Raw genomic sequence first — 15886 nt, 5'->3', positions numbered from 1 at the left:
GCCAGCGAAGCGGCACTCGACATCGCCGGCGCCGGTCAGAGCCTCGACTCCACCGCGACCTGGCTGGCGTGGGTGCTGGCGCTCGCGGTGGCCGCGACGCCGATCCTGGCCGTCGTGATGCCGTGGCTGTTCCTGCGGGTGCGGTTCTTCCGGCGGAAGTGGACGGCGATCACGCTGGCGGCCACCCCCGCCGGTGAGCAGTTGCTCGCGCTCCGCGCGCTGGCCAATCGTCCGCTGGCCAAGCTCGCCGCGGTCAGCATCGACCCCGTGGGCGCGTGGCGTCGCGACGACGCCGTCGCCGTCCGCGGCCTGGCCAACCTGGAGCTGCGTTCCGCCGGCGTCACCCGCCGCACCTAGCGATTTGTGAGCGTATTCGTTCGCCACGCGACGGTTCGCGCTCACAAGTCGCGCGGCGGGGAACCAGCGGGGACGTCTGCCGCGTCGGAAGGAAGTGCTCGACACCTATCTGCGTCGCCACGACGGAGTCATCACCCTCGCCCAAGCACGGTCCGTTGGATTGAGCGACCAAGCAGTTCGGCGTCGTGTGGCTTCTGGACTGTGGCGCCGCTGCTCCGCCGGCGTCTTCTTCGTCGACGACAGGCCTTTCACGGATGCGGCGCGGGTACGCGCAGCCGTGTGGGGCTATGGGCCGAGGGCCACTGCAACCGGGGTGACGGCAGCGTGGTGGCTCGGCGTGACGAAGTTCGCGCCCGACATCGTCGAAGTTACGATGCCGAAGAGCTGTCATGGCCGCAGCAGGCGAGGATCACGCTTGCGCCGACGCAACCTGACGCCGGCAGACATCGTCGAACACAATGGGCTGCGGGTGACGTCGCTACCGTTGACCGTCATCGAAGCCGCAGTCAAACTCCGCGGCGGGGCCAAGCTGATGGATTCGGCGTTGCAGCGACACGTCGAACTCCGGGCGTTGTGGGCGGCCCATCTTCGGAACAAGGGAAGGCACGGTTCACCGGCCGCGCGGAGATTGCTTCAGGCAGCGGATGACGGTGCGCGCTCCGCGGCGGAACGCCTGCTAATCCAACTGTTGAAGACCGCAGGCATCACTGGTTGGAAGGCGAACTACTCGGTTGCAGGCTACAAAGTCGACGTCGGGTTTCCTGCGCGCAAGGTCGCCCTCGAGGCGGACGGTCTTGCCTTCCACAGCGATTCGGACGACTTCCACAACGACCGCGTGCGGCAGAATGCCATCACCCTCAGTGGCTGGCAGGTGCTCAGATTCACCTGGCTCGACCTCATTGAGTACGCTGACCGCGTCATTAACGAGATCAAGCGTGCGATTCGTGAGCGCTAAGCGTCGCCTCGCGAACGAATACGCTCACAAATCGCTGGGGGGTGGGGGCTAGTTTAGGTGAGCTCGATGACCAGGTGGCGGATGCCGGTGTGCCGGTTGCTGCGGGTCCACTCCACCGGCTTGACCACACGCGCCGACGAGAACCGCCTGAGCAGCTCCTCGAACAGCACGCGCAACTCGAGGCGTGCCAGGTTGGCGCCGAGGCAGTAGTGCACGCCTTGACCGAAGCCCAAGTGCGGATTGGGCTTACGGCCGATGTCGAACGAGTCGGCGTCAGCGAAGACCGAACCGTCGCGGTTGGCCGACCCTTCCCAGATCCGCACCTTCTGCCCCGCCTCGACCCGACATCCGCCGAGTACGACGTCACGGGTGGCGGTGCGCCGCTTCGACGGTGACGGCGACGTCCAGCGCACCATCTCCTCGATCGCCGCGGGCAGCAGGTCCAGATCGTCACGCAGCGCGCGCATTTGGTCCAGATGGTCGACCAGCGCCAGCAACCCGCCCGCGACGGCGTTGCGGGTGGTCTCCGCGCCCGCGCTGAAGAGCAGGCTGAAGAACAGGTACAGCTCGAGCTCGGACATGGCCGGCGCGTCGGCATCGTCGACGGTCGCGTTCGCGACGACGGACAGCATGTCGTCGGTCGGTTCGGCGCGCTTCGACGCGATCAGCTCCTGTCCGTAGGCGTACATCCGCGAACCCGCCTCCTCGACGGACAGCTGCGAGAGGGATGCCGTGCGCGAGCCACCGAAGTCGAACTGTGGCTCGATCGCTTCGAACAGCCAATGCCGTTCGGATTCCGGCACTCCCAGCAGGATGCAGATCATCTGCATCGGCAGTTCGGCGGCGACGTCGACCAAGAAGTCGAAGGGCTGGCACGGCACGACGGAATCCAGCAGGCGTCGGGTCCGAGCCCGCAGGTCGTCCTCGACCAGGCGGATCATCCGCGGCGTCAGGCCCGAGCTGACCAGCCGCCGGATGGCCGAATGCCGCGGGTCATCCATCATGTTGAGCACCTGACCAGCGATCGACAGGTCCTGAAGCAGTGTGCCACCGAAGGGACGCGAGCCGCCGGTGACCGACGAGTACGTCACCGGATCACGAAGCACCGCAAGCGTTTCGGCGTAGGCAGCCACCGACCAGAAACCCTCGCCGTCGGGCGTGTTGTCGGTCGGTTCGTGCCAGTACACCGGCGCTTCGGCACGATGAACCGCGAACAGGTCGTGCGGAAAACCCGCGGCGAAGTTGTCCAGATCGGTGAAGTCAATCCCGGACAGGGAGCCCGCTACGGTCACAGAATCGCGCCCGAAGTGTACTTCGCCGCTTCGGGATAACGGCTCACCAGTTCGTCCACCGCACCGACCACGGCGTCGACCTGTTCGCCGGCGGCACCGGTGAACGCCTGCTTGTCGGCCAAGGCACCATCGAGCGCACGACGATCCAGCGGCAACCGCGGATCGGCGGCCAGTCGGTCCAGCAGATCGGGCTCCAAACCCCGCTCACGCATCGCCAGCGCGACGGCGACCGCATGCTCCTTGATCACCTCGTGCGCCGTCTCGCGGCCGACACCGGCGCGCACCGCGGCAATAAGGATCCGGGTGGTGGCCAGGAACGGCAGGTAGCGGTCCAGCTCGCGCTGGATGACCGCCGGATAGGCACCGAACTCGTCGAGCACCGTCAGGAACGTCTCGATCTGTCCGTCGACGGCGAAGAACGCATCGGGCAGCGCGACCCGGCGCACCACCGAGCAGAACACATCGCCCTCGTTCCACTGCGCGCCCGCCAACTCAGCCGCCATCGACGCGTATCCGCGCAGCACCACCTGCAGACCGTTGACGCGCTCACACGACCGGGTGTTCATCTTGTGCGGCATCGCCGACGAGCCGACCTGACCGGGCGCGAAGCCCTCGGTGACGAGCTCGTGGCCGGCCATCAGCCGGATGGTGTGCGCCAACGAGGAAGGGCCTGCCCCCAATTGCACCAGTGCGGAGACCACGTCGTGGTCGAGCGATCGTGGATACACCTGCCCGACGCTGGTGAAAACGTCTGCGAAGCCGAGGAATTCGGCGACCCGACGCTCGAGGTCGGCCAGCCGACCCGTGTCGCCGTCGAACAGGTCCAGCATGTCCTGCGCGGTGCCCATCGGGCCCTTGATGCCGCGTAGCGGATAGCGGTCGATCAGCTCGGCGAGCCGCGTCAGCCCGAGCAACGTCTCCTCGGCGGCCGACGCGAACCGCTTGCCCAGCGTGGTGGCCTGCGCGGCGACGTTGTGGCTGCGGCCCGCCATGACCAGATCGCGGTACAACACGGCCCGCTCGGACAGCCGCGCGACCACCGCGACGCCATGCGCGTGGACGAGTTCCAGCGACCGCCGGATCTGCAGTTGCTCGACGTTCTCGGTGAGGTCGCGGCTGGTCATGCCCTTGTGCACGTGCTCGTGGCCGGCCAGGGCGTTGAACTCCTCGATCCGGGCCTTGACGTCGTGGCGGGTCACCCGCTCACGCGCGGCGATCGACTCCAAGTCGACATCGTCGACGACCCGCTCGTAGTCCGCCACCACGCCGTCGGGCACCGTCACGCCCAGCTCGGCCTGCGCCCGCAACACCGCCAGCCACAGCCGACGCTCGGCGACGATCTTGGCCTGCGGCGACCAGATCGCCACCATCTCGTCGCTGGCGTACCGGTTGGCCAGGACATTGGGAATGCTCACAAATGTCCAGCTTACTGAGAGCCGTACGCGCCCTCGTTCCAATAAGGCAAGGTAGCGATGTGCACTTCGTCGGCCTCGACCTCGCGTGGGGTGAGAACAACCAGAGCGGCGTCGCGGTTGTCGACTCCGACGGCCGACTACTTCACGTCGGCATCGCGCAAGACGACGAGGACATCACGGCCGCGATCGCGCCGTACGTCGAAGGACACTGCCTCGTCGCGATCGATGCGCCGTTGATCGTGCCCAACCCGACCGGGTCCCGGCAATGCGAGAAGGAACTCAATCACGACTTCTCCGTCTTCGAGGCCGGTGCCCGACCGGCGTTCAGCGACAGGCCCGAGTTCAAGAACCCCCGCGGCGCCCGGCTGGCCAATGCTCTCGAACTCGACATGGACCCGACGTCGAGTTCGGACCGACGGGCCATCGAGGTCTTTCCACACCCCGCCACCATCGCCTTGTTCGGGCTCAAGAAAACCCTGAAATACAAGCGCGGTCCGTTCGACGTGCGCCATCACGAGCTGATGACGTTGATGGGCCACATCGAGGACCTCGACACGGCGACGCCGCGACTTCGGGCCAACCGCAGCATCTCGTGGGTCGAGCTCCGGCGACGGGTCGATGCTGCAACCCGACCGAGCCAGCTCGACCGGGACGAGGATCCCGTCGATGCCGTCCTCTGCGCCTACGTCGGGCTGTACTGGTACGACCGCCCGGAGGACGTGACGATCTACGGTGACTTCGGCTCCGGGTACATCGTCACGCCTGCCTTGCCAGAAGGCCTGACACCTGCGGCTCGAGGTGCCGCACCAAAGCCGCCGCGGGACCGTGACCTCTTCACCCGATTGGCCAACGCGGAGAAGAGACTCGCCGCCTTGACCGTGGAGCTGGACGACATCCGGCAACAACTCGACGCGCGCCACGGGGCAGGCTAGACGGATGTACTTCGTCGGGCTGGACCTCGCGTGGGGTGAACGCAAACCCACGGGCGTCGCCGTTGTCGACGATGCGGGCAGGCTGGTGCACCTCAGTACGGCGCAGGACGACACCAGCATCAGGGCTGCGATCACGCCGTACGTCGAAAGCGACTGCCTCGTCGCCTTCGACGCGCCCCTGGTGGTGAACAACCCGACCGGTCAGCGTCCGAGCGAGGCGGCGCTCAACCGTGACTTCGCGAAATTCGAAGCGGGCGCGCACCCCACCAACACCGGCAAGCCCGAGTTCTCGGGCACGCCACGCGCCGCCCGGCTCGCCAACGCACTCGATCTCGACATCGATCCGGATTCCCGATCGCCACGACGGGCCATCGAGGTCTATCCGCATCCGGCGATGGTTGCGTTGTTCCGGCTCGGCCGCACGTTGAAGTACAAGTCGAAGCCGGGTCGCGGCTTCGCCCAGTTGCGCTCGGAGCTGCTGCGGTTGATGGACCTCGTCGAATCGTTGGCGCAGGCGACACCGTCGCTGCGGGTCACCGACCACGACGGATGGGTCGAGCTTCGGCACGGGGTGGAGACGGCGGAACGCAAGAGCGAACTGCGTCGCGCCGAGGATCCGGTCGACGCCGTCATCTGCGCCTACGTCGGGCTGTTCGCCACGCGCCGACCCGACGACGTGACGACCTATGGAGACGCCGAGACGGGCGCCACCATCACACCGACGCTGCCGCCCGACCTGACCCCTGCGCCGCCGGAGCCCACACCCGGCGCGGTACGGGACGCCATCGCGCAGTTCGCAGATCGGCGCCCTGGGCTGCTCGGCGCGACGGACCGGTATCTCGCCCTGGTCACCACCCTGCTCGACGACGCGGGCATCAACTACCTCAGCGTCACTGCGAGAACGAAGAGCGTCGCGTCGTTCGCCGAGAAGGCCGACCGCAGCGTGGATGGCCAGCGCCTCTACACCGACCCGCTGGCAGAGATCACCGATCAGGTCGGGCTGCGGGTGATCACGTTCCTGCGCGACGACGTCACAACGGTGGCCAACCTGCTGGCCGCGGAAGTGCAATTGCTCGACGACCGCGACATGGGTCAGGAGACCGCACAGGAGGGTAGGTGGGGGTACGCGAGCCGTCATCTGCTGGTCGTGGCCGAGGGCGAGCAGCAGCCCGCGTCCATCCAGGTGCGAACCGTCCTGCAGCACGCGTGGGCGGAGTTCGAGCACGACATCCGCTACAAGGGGTCGATTCCCGAGGAGGATGCGCCCGACTTGGACCGGCGGTTCACGCTCGCCGCCGGCCTGCTCGAGCTGGCCGACCGGGAATTCTCCGCGATCCGCGAGCGGCTGAAGTCCTCGCCGCCCGCGCAGCGGTCAGAACAGTCCGGCGACCCTCGAATCGCCACTCCTGTGCTCGCCACGTATCTGGGCAACCGCTTTCCTGACGCGGGCTGGTCGCGAACCGAACACTACGCGTGGATGTCGGGGCTCCTGCTCGAACTCGGCGTCGACTCACTCGACGAGCTCGACGATCTGCTCGATACCGTCGACACCGACGCGGTCAACCTGGCCATGGGTTACCGCTACCCGGCTGGCGCCGTCCGCCGCCTCGATGACGCCCTTCTGGCGAAGTTCGGTCAGCGCTACGTCGCGCTGCACGGAAACTCGGATCGGGTGTCCCTGTTGGAGAGCCGGCTGGAGAAGCTCTGACCGCCGCTACTCCGGTGCGGACCCCAGAGTCCTTTGGATCCTTGATGCCGGCATCGCGGATGCCGAGTTGCCGGTTGATCAGCATGGTGATGAAGAACAACACGGTGCCGATGGCCACCAGGATGAGCGCCAGCACGTACTGCTGCGCGGGCCGGCCGGACAGCGGCGTCACCAGATACAGCGACGCCAGGAACCCGATGACGGGCAGGACGGTCGGCGTCTTGAAGTGACCGCCTGCCTCCTGGACGTCACGGCGCAGCACCAGCACCGCGACGTTGACCATCGCGAACACGGCCAGCAGCAAAAGCGCGGTGGTGCCGCCGAGCACCGAGATCGCCTTGCTGTTGGCGAACGCGGTGACGTACAGGATCAGACCGAAGGCGATCACCGTGGTGAAGACGCGAAGAAGCGCGATGCGGTGGATGCCGACGTGATGCCCGAGCACATCACCACGAACGCAACCAAGAACGTCACGAACTGCACGCCGAACGCCTTGTGCGCATAGAGCGCCGCACCGGCGGCCTGCGGGTACTTGGTGACCAGTTCGAGGTAGCTGAACGCGGTGACGGTCGCGATCAGGAACGCCACCAGGAACGGAATCCACGCTGCCCCACCGACTTCGCCTGCGATCTGGCCGGTGAGCGCATACACGCCGGTGCCGAGGATGTCGCCGATAATGAACAGCAGCAACAGCCCCGGGCCCATCACCCGCTTGAGTTCGGGTTGTTCGTCGACCGTCGCGGCCTCGGTCATCGCGCCTCCCGGTCAGCCTGCTGTGAGTCCCATCACCGTGCAGACCAGGTAGCCGCTGGGGCGTTCCGCCAAACTCATCGGAGTCAGTCGAAGGGCGCGAGGACGTCGATGACGTCGACCAAGGTGGCTCGCGCCGTCGCGCGGGGACCTTCGCCGACACCCACCAACGACGCCACCACCGCGCCATCGACGGCGCACACCAATGCCGTCAACAACTCCGAGCGCACGCAACGACCGGACCGTTCGACCACCTCGACGACGGCGTCGGTGCGCTGCTTCATGATCTGCCGCTGAACGTCGCGCAGGCCGGGTTGGCGCGCGCAGGCGATGTAGCGCTCGTAACGGGAGATCAACTGTTCGGCGTCGCGCGTGCCTGGCCCGTCGCCGACGAGGAGGTCGACCAGAACGTCGGCGGTGGACTCGGCACCGCGCTTGCGTCGCGATAGCGCCGCCACGCGGGAGTGCAGTTGCTCGGTCTCACGGGTGCCGACGTGTTCGACGGCCTTGGCGATCAGGTCGTCCAGCGACGAGAAGTAGTAGGTCGTGGACGCCAGCGGGAGGCCGGCACGGCGAGCGACGGCCCTGTGCCGCACCGCGTCGAAGCCGCCCTCACAGAGCAAGTCGGCAGCTGCGCTGACCAGCGCATACCTTCGCCGAACTCCCTTGGGAGTAACCGCTGCCGTCACAAAATGCACTCTGCCAGCAAGGGCGGTGCGGTTTCGGGCTTTCGGTCAGTCTTAAGGCTCTCCACAGGAAAGTCGGCCAACGTCGGGCGGGCCAGCGCGCGATGGCATGATGTCGCGCATGTCAGCGACGAGCCGCTTGCGCGAAGCGCAGACAACCGAAGAGCAGACAACACAGTTGAGCCGTCGCACGATTCTGCGTCTCGGCATCGGCGGCGCGGCCGGTGCGGCGGGTGCCTACGCTCTCGGATCCACGTTGCTCGATCCCCAAGTCACTGCGCCGCCGGTGTCGATGACGAGTGTCGGTGCGCCACTGGCGCCGCCACCGCTCCCTGCGCCGGCCGCTGAGGCAGCCCCCACCTACGTCACGGGGTCGTTCGTCTCGGCGGCGCGCGGCGGCGTGCCGACCAATTGGGCGATCGCAAGACCGCCAGGGCAGACTGCGCCGCTGCGGCCGCTGATCGCGTTGCACGGCAAGGGCCAGGACGCGGCAGGGGTGATGGCAGGCGGCGTCGAGCAGGGCCTGGCCCAGGCCGTCGCCGAGGGCATCCCGCCGTTCGCAGTCGTGGCCGTCGACGGCGGCGGAGGCTACTGGCACAAGCGGGCGTCCGGTGAGGACTCCGGCGGGATGGTGCTCGACGAACTGATCCCGATGCTGGCCGGTCAGGGCCTGGACACGTCGCGGGTCGGGTTCCTCGGCTGGTCGATGGGCGGCTACGGCGCCCTGCTCCTCGGCGCACGACTGGGTCCGGCCCGTACGGCGGCGATATGCGCAGTCAGCCCGGCGTTGTGGACGTCATCGGGCGGGACGGCTCCCGGGGCGTTCGACGGCGCCGACGACTATGCCGCCAACAGCGTCTGGGGACTGCCCGCGTTGGCGTCGATCCCGATCCGGATCGATTGCGGTAACAGCGATCCGTTCTACTCGGCCACCAAGCAGTTCATCGCCCAGTTGCCCAACCCGCCGGCAGGCGGCTTCTCGCCGGGCGGGCACGACGGCGCATTCTGGAGCTCGCAGCAGCCCGCCGAGATCGCCTGGCTGGCACCGCTTCTGGTCGCCTAACCTCGCCGAGCAGGGACTGACCTCGCCCTAGAGGCTGATCCGGCCCTCGGCCGCCGCTAGCCCGATGTCGGTACGGAAGTGGCTGCCCGGCAAGCGGATCGACCCGATGAGTGAGTACGCGGCATCGCGGGCGGCGCCCAGGTCCGCTCCGGTCCCGACCACAGACAGCACCCGGCCGCCCGAGGACACCACCGCCCCGTCGTCGCGACGCCTGGTGCCTGCGTGCAGCACACCGTCGGCCTCCGAGCCGGCGATGACGTCGCCGACGCGCGGCCGGCCGGGGTAGTTCTCGGCGGCCAGCACCACGGCGACCGCGGCGCCGTCGCGCCAGACCAGCGGTGGGTGGGTAGTCAACTCGCCGGTGGCAGCGGCCCGCAGCAGTTGTCCGAGCGGAGTCTCCAGCAGCGCAAGGACGGCTTGGGTCTCGGGATCGCCGAACCGGCAGTTGAACTCGACCACCGAGGGGCCACTCGACGTGATCGCCAACCCGGCATAGAGCAGACCGGAGAATGAGCAGTCCCGTCTGACGAGTTCGGCCGCAACGGGTTTGACGACGTCGTCGACGATGGCCCTGACCACGTCCTCGGGCAGCCACGACAACGGCGAATACGCGCCCATGCCTCCGGTGTTGGGACCGGTGTCGCCGTCGCCGACCCGCTTGAAGTCTTGTGCAGGCAACAGCGGGACCACCGTCTCACCGTCCACCACGCAGAACAGCGACACCTCGGGACCGTCGAGGAACGACTCCAGCAGCACCGGGTGGCCCGAGTCGAGCAGGGCCGCGGCATGGACCCTTGCGGCGTCGCGATCGGCGGTCACCACGACACCCTTGCCCGCGGCGAGGCCGTCGTCCTTGACCACCCATGCTCGATCACCCGCCGACGTCCCGAACCGGTCAAGCGCGGCGTCGAGATGGGCAGGGTTGTCGACGATCTCACTGGTCGCGGTGCGGACGCCCGCAGCGGCCATCACGTCCTTGGCGAACGACTTGGAGCCCTCGATCCGCGCCGCCTGCCTGGTCGGCCCGAAGCAGGCGATCCCGGCGGCGCGGACGGCGTCGGCCACACCAAGCACCAACGGCACCTCGGGTCCGATCACCACCAGGTCCGAGCCGAGGCGTCGGGCCAACCCGACGACGGCCTCGCCGGAGGTGATGTCGACGTCGTACTGGTCGGCGATGATCGCGGTGCCCGCATTGCCGGGCGCGACGGCCAACTCCTCCACCTCGGGGTCTCTCCGCAGCGCCAGCAGCAGCGCATGTTCACGGGCTCCGGATCCGATGACGAGGACGCGCACGTTTGCACACCCTAATCGCAGCGCCGTCGGAGGGTCCGCAATGCCGACCACTCACGGGCATACACTTGACTTCCAGGTGTATGGTCTTAGACAAAGTGCTCTGGCTCACACGAGGAGGAATCGCATGACGACTGCGGAGACCGGCTGCCCCTTCCTTCCTCCAGGTTTCGACTTCGTCGACCCCGACGTCCTGCTCAAGGGCATCCCGGTGAGCGAGTTCGCCCAACTGCGCAAGACCGCACCGGTCTGGTGGAACGAACAGGGTGAGTCGATCTTCGACGACGGCGGCTACTGGGTGATCAGCCGTCACGAGGACGTCAAGTCCATCTCGAAGAACAGCGACCTGTGGTCCACCAACCGCAAGGGCGCGGTGATGGTGCTGCCCGACGGCACCACCAGCGACCAACTGGAGCTGACCAAGGCGCTACTGATCAACCACGATGCGCCCGAACACACCCGGCTGCGCAAGATCGTCTCGCGGTTGTTCACCCCGCGGGCCGTGGCGACGCTGGAGGAGAAGCTCGCGGTGGCCGCTCGGGACATCGTCGCCGCCGCGGCCGAGAAGGAGAAAGGCGACTTCGTCGACGACGTCGCGATGAGCCTGCCACTGATGGCGATCGCCGATCTGATCGGCGTTCCCGAGGCCGACCGGGAGAAGTTGTTCCACTGGACCAACTCGATCATGAACACCGACGACCCCGACTTCGACTCGGATCCGATGGCCGCCAACGCCGAATTGATGGGCTACGCCTACAACATGGCCGAGGAGCGACGCCGGTGTCCAGCCGACGACATCGTCACCCGGCTGATCGAGGCCGACATCGACGGTGAGTCGATGGACGAAGTCGAGTTCGCGTTCTTCGTCATCCTGCTCGCCGTCGCGGGCAACGAGACCACCCGCAACGCCATGACCCACGGCATGAATGCGTTCTTCGAGAACCCGGAGCAATGGGAGACCTTCAAGCGCGAGAGGCCCGCCACCGCGGTCGACGAGATCGTCCGATGGGCCACTCCGGTGCACTGCTTTCAGCGCACCGCACTGACCGACGTCGAACTCGGCGGGGTGACCATCCGCGAGGGTCAGCGGGTCGGCCTGTTCTACAGCTCCGCCAACTACGACGATTCCGTCTTCGACAACCCGTTCAACTTCGACGTGATGCGGAATCCCAACCCGCACTTGAGCTTCGGCGGTAACGGCGCACATTACTGCGTCGGGGCAAACCTGGCCCGGATGGAAATCAAGCTGATCTTCAACGAGCTCGCCAATCAGGTTCCGAACATCGCTAAACTTGCCGAGCCGCAACGTCTTCGGTCGGGCTGGATCAACGGCGTCAAGAAGCTGCAGGTCGCATACCACGGCTGAGGCCCGGACCCAGCTAGTATCTGCGGCGTGCGCACCCACGGCTGGTCGGGATCGGCTCCCGCGACCGACGGCGAGGCCATCGCCCGGATTCTGGACGCCGCGGGCAAGGCCATCGACGAGCGCGGCGCCGACTTCAGCATCGCCGACATCGCCCGCACCCTGGGCGTCACCCGCCAGACCGTGTACCGCTACTTCCCCAGCACCGACGCACTGCTGGTGGCCGCCGCGGTGCACGCCGCTGCCGACTTCCACGAGCGGCTGGCCCAGCACCTGCACGGCATCACCGACCCCGTCGAGGCGGTTGCCGAGGCCATCGCCACCGCGCTGGAGTGGCTGCCGAAGGACAAGCACATCGGCCTCCTGCTGGCGCCGGACCGCGCCAACGTGCACACCGAATCGGTGACGTCGGACGTCGCCCAGGAGTTCGCGAACTCGATGGTGCGCCGCTTCGACGTCGACTGGACCGCACTGGGATTCACCGACGACGAACTGGACGAGTTCGCCGAGCACCTGCTTCGGATCATCCAGTCGTTCGTCATCGACCCCGGCCGCCCGCCGCGGACGGGCGAGGACCTCCGCGAGTATCTGAGACGCTGGGTGGGCGGGGCAGTTTTGCCGTCCCGTAGGAGCATTGCCGGGCCTTAGGCTGGGCTTGATACGCGAGGAGGTCGGTCGGAGTGAGCGCGCTTGATGGATTCCTCTCGACGTGGTCCCAGGCCCGCACCACCTTTGGTCAGGGCACTCCGAGCGAGGGAGCCCAGCTCGATCGGAGTGGTCAGCTGCGCGGATTGCAGGATGACGTGACGTCGGCGGCGCCGGGTTCGAACTGGACGGGTTCGGGGTCTGACACCTACGCCGAGGCGAACAGCAGGCATGCCCGCACCCTCGGCAACCTGGCCGATCTGGACAAGCGGCTCGGAGCGGAAGTCGACCGCTCGGCCGCGGTGGTAGCGGCCGGCCGCCGCGACCTGGACGCCGTCAGGCAGTGGGTGGTCGACGCCGCGGCAACGGTCCCGCGGACCGCGGCTGGCGATCGGATGCTGTGGTCGGTGGTTAGCAAGGGCTCAGGCGAGTTGACGGACATCATCAATCGGTCCAACGGCGATCTCGCCGCGATCGCGCAGCGCATCCGCGGACTGGGCGGCGAGTACGACGAATTGAGGCAACCGAAGGAGTCTCCTGGCGCCGAGCCCATGAACGTCAAGGGCGACGGTGACGAGAAGGGCGACGTACCCAAGACTGCACTCGATCTCAACGACATCGTGCAGCTCTCCCCCTACGACCCGAAAGATCCCAAGACGTTCGGGCCATCCGGATTCAAGGAACTCGTCCCAGGGTCCGGAACCTGGGTACCCGACCCCAATAGCCCCGACTACCGGCCTACCCCGGTTGAAGCACCACTGGACCTCAACGACATCGAGCATCTAAACCCAGGGACCCTCGGCCGTCCCGGATTGATGGAACTCGTACCGGGCTCGGGGACCTGGGTACCCGACCCCAGCAGCCCGTCCTACCAACCGCATCCGCCCCAAGCACCACTAGACCTCAATGACATCGTGATCATCGACCAGCAGGCGCTCGGCCAACCTTGGGAAATGGAACTCATACCCGGCTCGGGGGTCTGGGTGCCAGACCCCAACTACGGGAATCCGCGTTGACCTCAGCCACTAACCTCGGATCGCAGCAACCGCCTTCACCAGTAGGTCGGCGAGTAGGGGGTCTGCCTGCACACCCGGGTTCAGCCGCGCATTGACGTCGACGAACACGCGCTCATCGAGGATCGCGGCGTAGAAGTATTCGGGCTGCGGGAAGCCGTCGACGACGATTTTGAGCGCAAATGTGGTGGCCCCGCCGATGCTCGGGGCAGTGATGCGTTCGGCGGTGCCATTCGAGGGGTGTCTGTCGTCCTGCACCGTATACGTCATCCGATTACAGCCCGTCGCAGGAATCTCGGCCGGAACAGATACCGGCATATCGGCCGCGACGCTGATCGACTGCTTGTCTGGGCCATCGGCGCGACTCCCGTTCGAGTCCGCCCCCGCCTGCCCGTCCACCGGCTTGAGCAGGGACTTGCACTGCGGCGGGTCGACGGTGAACGGCCTTCCGTAGGACACCGCCGCACTGACCTGGTCGACGTAGGTTGGCTGCAACTTGCGCAATTCGAACGGAAACGGAATGAAGCCCGGCGGGAAGTCGTCGTGCATCACGGCGAGCCTTGCGAGGTCGTACTCGGCAGCTGCCTCGGCCGACGTCGGAGCACTCTCGGGCCCAGTCTTGGGAGCCGAACAACCCGACAGCGCGACGGCCGCGCAGAGCACCGTCAGCAACGCAGCGAGCCGTCGGCTAAGCACCATGACCCAAGCCTAAGCGACCACCATGGCCACCAAACACACTTCCTACACGACCGTGAGCGGCAACGACTTTCGCTCCTCGAACACCCATGACGCACCGCCACTGATCTTGGCCACCGAGACCTCGCCGAACTCCTTGGCCGGGGTGCCGGTTTCGACCACCCGCACCGTCCAGTCGGACTGGGTGCCGGACAGTTCGGCGCGTAGGTGCGGGTCGACGGCGGCGACGATGGCCTGTAGCGGTTTGTCCGCGACCGGCGAGCACAACGAGATCCAGGCGCCGTCCTCGTAGGCCGGCGACCTCCGCACGTGCACGAAGTCTGAGTTCGATCCGGCGGCGACGTCGACTAAGACGTACGCCGCCGGGTTGAGCAGCGGGTGCAGCTCGAGAACCCGCAGCGCACCAGGGACGCCACCCGGCAGGGACAGCGCCCGGTGAATCCGTTCTGCGGCCACGCCTGCGATGCCGATCAGCTGCTTGGTGCAGATCGAATCGGCAAGTGCCGTATCGCTTCCCGCCCTGGCGCGCACCGCGATCGCGAACGACAGATACAGCAGGTGCATCTGCAGGCAGACCTCGTCCGCCATCCGGACCAGTGCCGAGTGAGAGAACGCGCCGAAGTCGACGTCCGACAGCAGCGGACCGGAGTAATCGGCCAGGCCCTCGTCGGACGGGTCGATCGGGTCGAGTTCGATCGAGGCCGCGCGGCTGGCCGCCACGATCTCGAGCGCCGGGATGCCGGTGACCTCCGGATGGGACTCGTCGATGATCACCGTCCACGCGCAGTGCGGGTGACGGTCCGACGGCGTCCTCGGCGGGCGGTGGATGGGCCGGATCTGCGCCTTCGCGTTGGTGGCGACGGCGGTGGCGTCGAAGGTCGGGTCTTCGATGTCGTGGCACATGCCGCGCACGTAGTCCTCGCCCATCGGCTCGACGTCGAGCAGCGCGCCGCAGTGGTCGAGGTGGAACTCGCCGTGCCAACGGTCGTGGACGGTGTAGCGGAAGTCCATGAACTGCGGTGGAGCGCCGATGTCGAGCTGCAGGCCCTTGAAGATCGTGATGACGTCGACGCCCTCGTACTTGAGCGCCTTCTGCATGCGCTTGGTGTAGATCGGGCTGGCGCCCATCCACTCCTCGATGGCGATCTGCAGCATCTCCTCGCGCCCGAATTCCGAGATGCACCAAGCCATTCCGGACCGGTCGATGAGCTGTCCGACCAGCAGCAGTTCGGGAAGCAGGGTGGCCAGCTCATCCCGCGTCAGCGCGGCGTACCTACTGTTCATCGAGGGCACGTCCGGTACTCATCTTGACCGCCGCATTGACGTTCGCCTTCTTGTCGACGCCGTCACCCTTGGCCGCCGCCTTCTTGCGCTTGCCGGTGACGCGACTCACCACTCCGTTGAGCCCCGAGGCCAGCGGGAAGCCGACGTATTGGGTCAGGAAGATCGCCATCTCCTTGAGCTCGTCCTCGGTGAGCTCGTCGTTCTCCAGGGCCGCGTTGACCTGTACCTCGGTGAGGTCCTGCAGACCGAGTGCGGTCACCACCGACAGCGTCATCAATCGCTTGTCGCGCATGGACAATCCGGGCCTGGTCCAGATGCTGCCGAAGAGGTGGTCGACGGTGAGCGCGAAGAAGTCATCGCCTTCGATGTTGGGCATCTCCCACGCGTAGACCTCGTTCATCTTGTCGAGACCCTTGCGGCGCAGTTCGTCCATG

General features: G+C 67.0%; 14 protein-coding genes and 2 pseudogenes. 8 read left to right on the top strand and 8 right to left on the bottom strand.

All coding sequences use genetic code 11. From position 1 onward, the window contains the following. Together QOC69_RS23850 and QOC69_RS23845 are read left to right on the top strand one after the other, a co-directional pair. A pseudogene (locus tag QOC69_RS23850) lies at nucleotides 1–357 on the top strand (hypothetical protein); the annotation flags it as partial. A 94-nt stretch (nucleotides 358–451) separates the two neighbouring features. Then, nucleotides 452–1312, top strand: a complete 861-nt coding sequence (locus tag QOC69_RS23845) for an endonuclease domain-containing protein (protein WP_526444237.1) — start codon at nucleotides 452–454, stop codon at nucleotides 1310–1312. Between the two features lie 53 nt (nucleotides 1313–1365). Here the strand turns inward: QOC69_RS23845 and QOC69_RS23840 are convergent, their stop codons facing one another. Both QOC69_RS23840 and purB read right to left on the bottom strand, forming a co-directional pair. Beyond that, nucleotides 1366–2604: a cytochrome P450 gene (locus QOC69_RS23840; protein ID WP_526444235.1), complete on the bottom strand. Its 1239-nt coding sequence runs from the start codon at nucleotides 2602–2604 to the stop codon at nucleotides 1366–1368. Next, nucleotides 2601–4019, bottom strand: coding sequence for an adenylosuccinate lyase (gene purB, locus QOC69_RS23835; protein WP_526444233.1), 1419 nt, complete (start codon nucleotides 4017–4019; stop codon nucleotides 2601–2603). Before purB ends, QOC69_RS23840 begins: the two co-directional genes overlap by 4 nt. 59 nt (nucleotides 4020–4078) lie before the next feature. Here purB and QOC69_RS23830 point away from each other — a divergent pair, with 59 nt between their 5' ends. Then, complete coding sequence (locus QOC69_RS23830; protein WP_526444231.1) at nucleotides 4079–4951, top strand: DUF429 domain-containing protein; 873 nt, start codon at nucleotides 4079–4081, stop codon at nucleotides 4949–4951. Between the two features lie 4 nt (nucleotides 4952–4955). After that, the gene (relZ, locus tag QOC69_RS23825; protein ID WP_526444229.1) at nucleotides 4956–6659 is read left to right on the top strand and encodes a bifunctional ribonuclease/(p)ppGpp synthase; all 1704 of its coding nucleotides are present in this window, start codon (nucleotides 4956–4958) and stop codon (nucleotides 6657–6659) included. A gap of 34 nt (nucleotides 6660–6693) precedes the next feature. Here relZ and QOC69_RS23820 read toward each other — a convergent pair. Both QOC69_RS23820 and QOC69_RS23815 read right to left on the bottom strand, forming a co-directional pair. Next, nucleotides 6694–7412, bottom strand: a pseudogene (locus QOC69_RS23820) (hypothetical protein); the annotation flags it as partial. Nucleotides 7413–7495: 83 nt separating this feature from the next. Beyond that, nucleotides 7496–8107, bottom strand: a complete 612-nt coding sequence (locus QOC69_RS23815) for a TetR/AcrR family transcriptional regulator (RefSeq protein WP_526444227.1) — start codon at nucleotides 8105–8107, stop codon at nucleotides 7496–7498. A 109-nt stretch (nucleotides 8108–8216) separates the two neighbouring features. Here QOC69_RS23815 and QOC69_RS23810 point away from each other — a divergent pair, with 109 nt between their 5' ends. After that, nucleotides 8217–9158 (top strand): alpha/beta hydrolase, encoded by a 942-nt coding sequence (locus QOC69_RS23810; protein ID WP_526444225.1) that lies wholly within the window; start codon nucleotides 8217–8219, stop codon nucleotides 9156–9158. Nucleotides 9159–9185: 27 nt separating this feature from the next. Here QOC69_RS23810 and purD read toward each other — a convergent pair whose 3' ends face one another. Then, nucleotides 9186–10454, bottom strand: coding sequence for a phosphoribosylamine--glycine ligase (gene purD / locus QOC69_RS23805; protein ID WP_526444223.1), 1269 nt, complete (start codon nucleotides 10452–10454; stop codon nucleotides 9186–9188). Nucleotides 10455–10578: 124 nt separating this feature from the next. Between purD and QOC69_RS23800 the strand changes: the two genes are divergently transcribed. From QOC69_RS23800 to QOC69_RS23790, 3 genes are read left to right on the top strand one after another with little or no spacing between them, the layout of a single operon-like run. Next, a complete protein-coding gene (locus tag QOC69_RS23800) occupies nucleotides 10579–11817 on the top strand; it encodes a cytochrome P450 (protein ID WP_526444220.1) in 1239 nt (412 codons plus the stop codon). A 27-nt stretch (nucleotides 11818–11844) separates the two neighbouring features. Next, nucleotides 11845–12462 carry a TetR/AcrR family transcriptional regulator gene (locus QOC69_RS23795; protein ID WP_526444218.1) on the top strand — a complete coding sequence of 206 codons (618 nt, stop codon included), beginning with the start codon at nucleotides 11845–11847 and terminating at the stop codon, nucleotides 12460–12462. 32 nt (nucleotides 12463–12494) lie between these two features. After that, nucleotides 12495–13475: an EspA/EspE family type VII secretion system effector gene (locus QOC69_RS23790; RefSeq protein WP_526444216.1), complete on the top strand. Its 981-nt coding sequence runs from the start codon at nucleotides 12495–12497 to the stop codon at nucleotides 13473–13475. A gap of 9 nt (nucleotides 13476–13484) precedes the next feature. On the opposite strand, the gene QOC69_RS23785 is transcribed toward QOC69_RS23790, so the two are convergent. From QOC69_RS23785 to QOC69_RS23775, 3 genes are read right to left on the bottom strand one after another with little or no spacing between them, the layout of a single operon-like run. Next, the gene (locus tag QOC69_RS23785; protein ID WP_526444214.1) at nucleotides 13485–14171 is read right to left on the bottom strand and encodes a DUF5642 family protein; all 687 of its coding nucleotides are present in this window, start codon (nucleotides 14169–14171) and stop codon (nucleotides 13485–13487) included. A gap of 42 nt (nucleotides 14172–14213) precedes the next feature. Beyond that, nucleotides 14214–15452, bottom strand: a complete 1239-nt coding sequence (locus tag QOC69_RS23780) for a hypothetical protein (RefSeq protein WP_526444212.1) — start codon at nucleotides 15450–15452, stop codon at nucleotides 14214–14216. Continuing rightward, complete coding sequence (locus tag QOC69_RS23775) at nucleotides 15442–15885, bottom strand: carboxymuconolactone decarboxylase family protein (protein ID WP_526444210.1); 444 nt, start codon at nucleotides 15883–15885, stop codon at nucleotides 15442–15444. The genes QOC69_RS23780 and QOC69_RS23775 overlap by 11 nt, the downstream gene beginning before the upstream one ends. Nucleotide 15886: the final 1 nt, after the last annotated feature.

Origin of the sequence: Mycobacterium sp. (assembly GCF_032162105.1) — a bacterium.
Taxonomy (GTDB): Bacteria; Actinomycetota; Actinomycetes; order Mycobacteriales; family Mycobacteriaceae; genus Mycobacterium.
This window is presented reverse-complemented; position numbering and strand designations above follow the sequence as displayed.